The organism is Companilactobacillus keshanensis (assembly GCF_003946205.1).
GTDB classification, from domain to species: Bacteria; Bacillota; Bacilli; order Lactobacillales; family Lactobacillaceae; genus Companilactobacillus; species Companilactobacillus keshanensis.
In genome coordinates, this window is record NZ_RHOS01000024.1 from 20,754 (window position 1) to 27,545 (window position 6,792).

9 protein-coding genes are annotated in these 6,792 nt (G+C 33.4%); 6 read left to right on the top strand and 3 right to left on the bottom strand.

Going from position 1 to position 6,792, the window contains the following annotated elements; all coding sequences use genetic code 11:
* The first annotated feature begins 10 nt into the window (after positions 1-10).
* Entirely contained in the window at positions 11-325 is a 315-nt protein-coding gene (locus EKM64_RS10345; RefSeq protein WP_125591451.1) for a hypothetical protein, read from the top strand.
* 20 nt (positions 326-345) lie between these two features.
* Here EKM64_RS10345 and trmB read toward each other — a convergent pair whose 3' ends face one another.
* Genes trmB through EKM64_RS10360 form a run of 3 tightly spaced genes read right to left on the bottom strand, consistent with a single transcriptional unit; the run spans position 346 to position 2,954 of the window.
* Positions 346-987, bottom strand: coding sequence for a tRNA (guanosine(46)-N7)-methyltransferase TrmB (gene trmB / locus EKM64_RS10350; RefSeq protein WP_125678316.1), 642 nt, complete (start codon positions 985-987; stop codon positions 346-348).
* 21 nt (positions 988-1,008) lie between these two features.
* The gene (locus EKM64_RS10355) at positions 1,009-2,223 is read right to left on the bottom strand and encodes an ABC transporter permease (protein ID WP_125678318.1); all 1,215 of its coding nucleotides are present in this window, start codon (positions 2,221-2,223) and stop codon (positions 1,009-1,011) included.
* Positions 2,223-2,954 (bottom strand): ABC transporter ATP-binding protein, encoded by a 732-nt coding sequence (locus tag EKM64_RS10360; RefSeq protein ID WP_125678320.1) that lies wholly within the window; start codon positions 2,952-2,954, stop codon positions 2,223-2,225. Before EKM64_RS10360 ends, EKM64_RS10355 begins: the two co-directional genes overlap by 1 nt.
* Positions 2,955-3,205: 251 nt before the next feature.
* Between EKM64_RS10360 and EKM64_RS10365 the strand changes: the two genes are divergently transcribed.
* The 5 genes from EKM64_RS10365 to EKM64_RS10385 all read left to right on the top strand — a co-directional run bounded on the left by EKM64_RS10365 (position 3,206) and on the right by EKM64_RS10385 (position 6,683).
* The gene (locus EKM64_RS10365; protein ID WP_125678322.1) at positions 3,206-3,592 is read left to right on the top strand and encodes a DUF962 domain-containing protein; all 387 of its coding nucleotides are present in this window, start codon (positions 3,206-3,208) and stop codon (positions 3,590-3,592) included.
* Positions 3,593-3,625: 33 nt separating this feature from the next.
* Positions 3,626-4,849 carry an Ltp family lipoprotein gene (locus EKM64_RS10370; RefSeq protein ID WP_125678324.1) on the top strand — a complete coding sequence of 408 codons (1,224 nt, stop codon included), beginning with the start codon at positions 3,626-3,628 and terminating at the stop codon, positions 4,847-4,849.
* 100 nt (positions 4,850-4,949) lie between these two features.
* Positions 4,950-5,378 (top strand): HIT family protein, encoded by a 429-nt coding sequence (locus EKM64_RS10375; RefSeq protein WP_125678326.1) that lies wholly within the window; start codon positions 4,950-4,952, stop codon positions 5,376-5,378.
* Between the two features lie 3 nt (positions 5,379-5,381).
* Positions 5,382-5,675 (top strand): hypothetical protein, encoded by a 294-nt coding sequence (locus tag EKM64_RS10380; RefSeq protein ID WP_125678328.1) that lies wholly within the window; start codon positions 5,382-5,384, stop codon positions 5,673-5,675.
* A gap of 102 nt (positions 5,676-5,777) precedes the next feature.
* Positions 5,778-6,683, top strand: a complete 906-nt coding sequence (locus EKM64_RS10385; RefSeq protein ID WP_125678330.1) for a peptidylprolyl isomerase PrsA — start codon at positions 5,778-5,780, stop codon at positions 6,681-6,683.
* Positions 6,684-6,792: the final 109 nt, after the last annotated feature.

A 6,792-nucleotide genomic window follows, 5' to 3' on the forward strand; every position in this document is an offset into this window, starting at 1 on the left:
AGTGATTCAAATGAGTAAAAAAGGTTTCGGTTCTTTAATTGCTTGTGGTGCTGTGCTTGTAGCTAGTGCTGCTACTACTGTTCTAGTAAAACATCATTTAGATAGTGCAAAAATTATTGATAAAGTTAAATCAGTTCTTGGCGAAGACAGCAAAGTAATTGGTTCATGGGTTGAACCATTCTACCAACGTGTCGATGTTAACGGACAATCCTCATGGGGAATCGTTGGTGGCGTAACAACCATGGATGAATTCGATGTTGCTCAATACCATTTTATTGCTGATGCAGTATCCGGTGAATTATTAAACATTAAAAAGGTGCAATAATTCGTACCTATATATAATTTCTAGAATGAGGCTTTCAGGTAATTTATCCTGAAGCCTTTTTTTGAGAACTTTTCTTCATATTCAGTTTGAATATTACTTTCATTTAAGCTTTCGTCATTATGCAGGTCTAAAGATAACTCTTCAAATTTCATACCAAAGTTATTCATACTTACTAATGAATACTCGAATAGGCCTTGATTGTCAGTTTTGAATTCAATATTACCTTCATCTTCAAGAACATACTTGTATTGTTTCAAGAATGACTTATACGTCAATCTTCTCTTAACATGACGCGTCTTGGGCCATGGATCAGAAAAGTTTAGATATAAACCTTTTATCTCACCTTCAGCAAACAAATCAGATAGCTCTGATCCATTAGCAAGCAATAATTGTAAATTAGGTAATTTATTTTCAACTTGTTTCTTCAAAATAAGAGCAATGGCACCCTCTTGAACTTCCATTGCAATGTAGTTGTTCTGAGGATTCTGCCTAGCTAGTTCTGTGATAAATGCTCCCTTACCTGAACCTAATTCAAGAAATAAAGGTTGTTTCTTTTCAAATCTAGCTTGCCATTTACCTTGCATATTTTCTGGCTGAATTGAAATCAGATCCAAATTATCATTGATCATTTCTTTAGCCCAAGGTTTATTTCTTAGTCTCATAAATCTAAATACACTCCACTATTAAAATATTTTTTTAAGTTGTTTAGGAATATAGAAATATCCCACAAAAATTAATACAGCAAGTCCTGCTGCGACAATCATCAAGCCATTTAAGCTGAAACCAAACTTATATAAGATAGCAAATACGCTGACCAACCATTGAATAAACAAGACGAACATACTTAATTTTGTAAAATCTTTGATCTTATCCGATTGTTTAACAGGATAGATCCTTTGCATCAAATTCTGCATCGTTTCTTTAAAGTAAGGCTTTAGCTGGAATCCGACTAAGTAAATAAATAACATTTCTACTATTAAGGAGATATAAAAGTTATCGATCAAGCATAACATAATCGCTTGAATGATCGTTAACCTCATAAATAAACCAATATATTCATTATTTCTGACGAACCCACGAGCAAATAGATATAGATAAGTATTGCCTTGTTCTTCTTTAATACCTTTGAACAAGAAATCCAACCATTTACGACGTCTGATCTTACTATTAACTCCGGGAACATCTGTAAATAAGTTATAAAAGCGCTTAATTCTAAACATTCTCTGATTCTCTTTATCAATGGCACTCTGCCATTGAAGCTGTCCTGATTCACAGATCGACTGACTTCTTGAAACTACATATCCTAATAAAATTGCCGCAACAACAATCAAGATAAAGCTGTTTAAATATGCTGACAAAATCAACAAAACTATTAAAGCTAAATTTACCCAGCTTTTAATAGAAAGTCCCTTGAGATTTTTTTTACCATAGATGCCAAAAACTTCAAAATTCAACATTGCAAATTTATAAACGACCACCCCTAATGTCAGCATAATAATAGAAAGAACTGACAATCCGGCTGCTTTAAAAGCAAATGGCGACATTAAGAATCCGACCAAGGCCACTGCCACTACTGGCAACATACTGCTGTAATTTCTAGCAGCCTTGAAGTAATCATAGAAATCTTTTTCTTTGACCAACAGGAAAGTACTATCAGGCTCTTCTAACAACGTAGCCACACTACCTGATTGTGCAATGAACCAGAATAGAATAATTACAACGGGTTTTCCGAATATAGTAACTTGATTGATCGTATCTAGAAAATTAGAATACCAAAATCCTAAGGCACCTATCAAAACAATAAATGCTAATACAAAGTTATCATTAAAGATCAATCTCAAATATTTAAATTGATTAAGTTGATGTCTTCTTAATCGTTCTTTCCATAAATCTGTCATTAGTGATCTTCGTTTGACATTTTAATATAGATGTCATCTAAATTACCATTTTGCATGTCAAACTTCTCCTTTAACTCATCAAGTGTTCCATCCGCTCTAACCTGTCCATGATTTAGTAGAATGAATTTGTCAGCATGATCTTGAACGGTTGCTAAAACATGAGTAGACATCAATACTGAACAACCTTTCTGTTTCTTTTCTTCGACAATATTCAAAAGATCATTAACAGCTAATGGATCTAATCCGGTAAACGGTTCGTCAATGATAAACAGACGTGCATCTGTCATAAAAGCACAGACGATCATGACTTTTTGTTTCATACCTTTTGAAAAATTCTGTGGAAACCAATCTAACTTATTATCTAAACGAAATGTTTTTAAAAGTTCATGTGCCTTATCCCATGTTTTATCATGATCAAGGCCATAAGCCATGATTGTCAAATTAATATGTTCCTTCAATGTTAGTTCTGAATAAAGAATTGGCATCTCTGGCACATATGCAATTTTTTTACGATATTCTTCAACATTATCCTGCAGACTTAATCCGTCAATTAAGATCTGTCCGCCACGTGGAGTAAGTAAACCAATAATATGTTTAATAGTCGTAGATTTACCAGCACCATTTAGACCGATAAGTCCAACGACCTGCCCGTCCTCAACTGTAAAGGTCTCTTTTTTTAATACTGATACTTGGCCGTAGCCACCAGTAAGTTCTTTAAGTTCTAGAGTCATAGATTAACCACCTATACCTGTTTTAATTACAAAAGCACAATTCTAAGCCAAACGGACTTTGAACTGTGCTTATTCTTATTAATATTATAACCCAAGCGCTAATCAATTTAAATTATTGAAAGTTATTAACCAAATTTCCCGAATTCCTTTTGTTTTTGTGATTATATAAAATAATTTGTTGTTCAGTTTTTTACCCAATGTTAATCTTTAAATTGTTATACATGAAAGATCAATTATAAGGGAGATTTATTATGGAAAATGATAGCAAACGATTTTGCTATAAGTGTGGGAAAGAACTTACAGGGGAAATTAGATTTTGCCCATATTGTGGAGCAGACCAAGATCCACAAAGGGAAGATTCAGAAGCAAAAGTAACCGCATCTGTTGAAAGTAATGATATTCAAAAAGATGATTCAAAAACATGGTTTATTTTAGATATTATTGGTTGGATCATATTTGTTATTTCACTTGTTCCTAAACTTGATTTAGGTTTACTTATTGTCTTAGCCTTAGGAATAGTTATCCAAAAGAAATATAACCATAAGGTGGCCGGAATGTGGCTTTGGATTCCATCGGCAGTATTATTTGGAATTCTATTTGTGATCGGATTTATTAGTGGATTCGTTGGTGCTCTTTAATTTTGGAACATAACTAAACTTGGGGGAAAAATTATGGATCCAGATAAAAAAAGATTTTGTATTAATTGTGGAAAAGAAATAGAAAGCTATGTTGTTTTTTGTCCATACTGTGGCAAAGAGCAACCAAAATTTACCATCGAAAAGTCAATCAAAAAACAATCAAAAAAAGTTCCAGAAATATCGAAAGACAATCTTTCCGAAACTGATATTCAAAAAATAAAAACAAAAAATCGTAACATATTGATTTTAACTGCAGTACTTGCAGTAGTTGTGGTTATTCTGATGATTTTATGGATCGCCAGTTTCCATTCTCAACCGACTATTTCTGTTGACACTGACCACGTTAAAATAACTGGTAAAAATACAACTGGTAAAGTCAGCGGTAAAACTTCAAGAAATACTCAAGTAATTGCAAAAAATTACGACGGATTTACTGGTAACAAAAAAGTCAATTCTGATAATAGTGGACGCTTTACCTTAAAGAATCTTGAACCAGGCACAACTTACAAGCTTCGTGCTAAGAATAAAAATGGTAAGTCTGAAATCAAGCAAATAAAAGTTGGTTACATTCCTAGTAGTGCACATACGAAGTTAACCGTTAAAGGACAAGATGAATTTGGTGACCTGTATGTTGATAAACAAACCAAATCCACAAAAGTTTCTGGTACTGCTCCTAAAGGTTCGACTGTTAAAATTGAAGATAATCAAAATGACTACAAAGTAGTTAAGAATATCAAAATTAGAAATAATAAAAAATGGTCAATTCAATTGAACGACAACGGAAAAACAAGTAAAGATCTTATGTATACCACCTTCACCATCACTGCAAAGGTTAAAGGCCTACTTGAAAGTGAACTTCATGAAGTTAATTTCACTAATAATAATTACGGTACCAATTATGATGACAAAGAAAATTTCAATAATTCTGAATCAACTACAGATGATTCAAATCCTACTGCTGATGATAAAGACGCACTCAAACGTGCCAAAATCTATGCTAAAGATATGAATATGTCTAAAATTGGGATTTACGATCAATTAACCGCAAAAGCCGGTGACGGACTTTCTACTTCTGTGGCCCAATATGCCATTGACCATGTCAAAGCTAATTGGAATACTAATGCTTTGGCAACCGCTGAAACATATCGCAAAATGTCCATGTCCAAAAGAGAGATCTATGAACAACTTACTTCAAAAGATGGGGATCAATTTACATCTGATGAAGCAAACTATGCTACAGAACACTTATCTCACTAAAAGCAATGATGTCTCATCAAGTTATAGAAAATTGTGTAAACAGTTTCAATCAATTATGATAGCATTAGTATAAATAAACTTTTTTTAGAGGAGATTTTTTATGGATGATTGTATCTTTTGTAAAATAATTAACAATGAAATTCCAAATACTACTATATATGAGGATGACGATATCAAGGCATTCTTTGACATCTCTCAAGTTACCCCTGGTCATACTTTGATAGTACCTAAAAAACACGTTAAGAATATCTTTGAATACGATGAGGATCTTGCACAACGTGTCTTCAAGAAAGTGCCTATGATTGCTCGTGCTATTAAGGAATCAAATCCTGATATTATCGGTATGAATATCTGCCTAAATAATGGTGAGATAGCCTACCAAAGTGTTATGCACTCACATATTCACTTAGTTCCTAGATATTCTGATAAAGACGGATTTTCAATGAAATGGGCAGATAACACTGGCGTTGCCTCTGACGAACAGATGCAAGAACGGGCTGATGCTATCAAGAAGAATTTGGAGGGTTAGTGTATGAAATTTACTACTGGCTTTATAATTGGTACCATCTCTGGTGTAGCATTAAACTACTTTCAAAAAGGTACGTTAACCGATGATGCTAATAAAATTTTAATTAAAGTTTCAGCAATCAAAGGCTCAATTACGGAACTTTCCGATAGTGCCAAGGTTGTCCCTAGTGTCGTTAAGGATCTTCAAAGGGACTTCACAGACTACACTAACAACATACAACCCGATATTGAGAGTTTACAGTCGACAATTTCTGAATTACAAGGTAATCTTGAAGATATGAATAGCATAAATAGATAATTTGTGAAGTTTTTATGATTTTTTCCTGATTTATCCTACTTAAACTGCTATTTTATGGTATTCTCTTCAATTGTAGACATATTAAATAAGGATGTGTAAAGGATGAATAAACGATTTACTAAGTGGATTCTAGCAATTGCTGGTCTTCTAATGATAACCGTTGTTGCTGGATGTTCCGGTAACAAGACCGTTGCTTCTATGAAGGGCGGAAGAATTACTCAACAAGAATATTACGATGAAATGAAGAGTTCTTCTTCTGGTAAGCAAACACTTCAAACAATGATCATATCTAAAGCTCTTGAAGAACAATATGGAAAACAAGTTAGTGACAAGAAAGTTACTAAAGAGTATAACAAGTACAAGTCACAATATGGTTCTTCATTCAGTTCAATTCTTCAACAAAACGGTATGACAGCAAAACAATTTAAGAAGAATATCCGTACTAACCTTCTTACAAAAGTTGCTTTGAAAGATAACAAGAAGATTTCTAACAAGAAACTTCAAAGCGAATGGAAATCATATCAACCAAAAATCACAGTTGCTCAAATCTTAGTTAAAAAGAAGGCTACTGCTCAAGAAGTTATTGATAAACTTAATAACGGTGAGAAGTTCGCTGACTTAGCTAAAGAATACTCAACTGATTCTGCCACAAAGAACAATGGTGGTAAGATGGCAGCATTTGATAAAGACAGCACAACAATCGATTCAGACTTCAAGACAGCCGCATACAAACTTGACAAGGTTGGCGACGTTACATCAGAACCAGTTAAGACAAGTTATGGTTACTCAGTAATCAAGTTAGTTAAGAAACCTGCTAAGGGTAAATTAGCTGATCACAAAGCTCTATTGAAATCTAAGATCTATGCAGAATGGATGCAAGATTCAACCGTTATGCAAAAGGTTATTTCTAAAGTCTTGAAGAAGGCTGATGTTTCAATCAAGGATAGTGATCTTAAAGATATCCTTTCAGGATATGTTTCAGGTTCATCATCAAAAACAAGTAAATAATTGAATTTAAAAAGGATTCGGAAATTTCCGAATTGCAATGAACCCCAGTAATTGGAGTTGATTATGAAATTTTACGTCTAATCACTTAAATGTGATTAGGCGTTTTTTG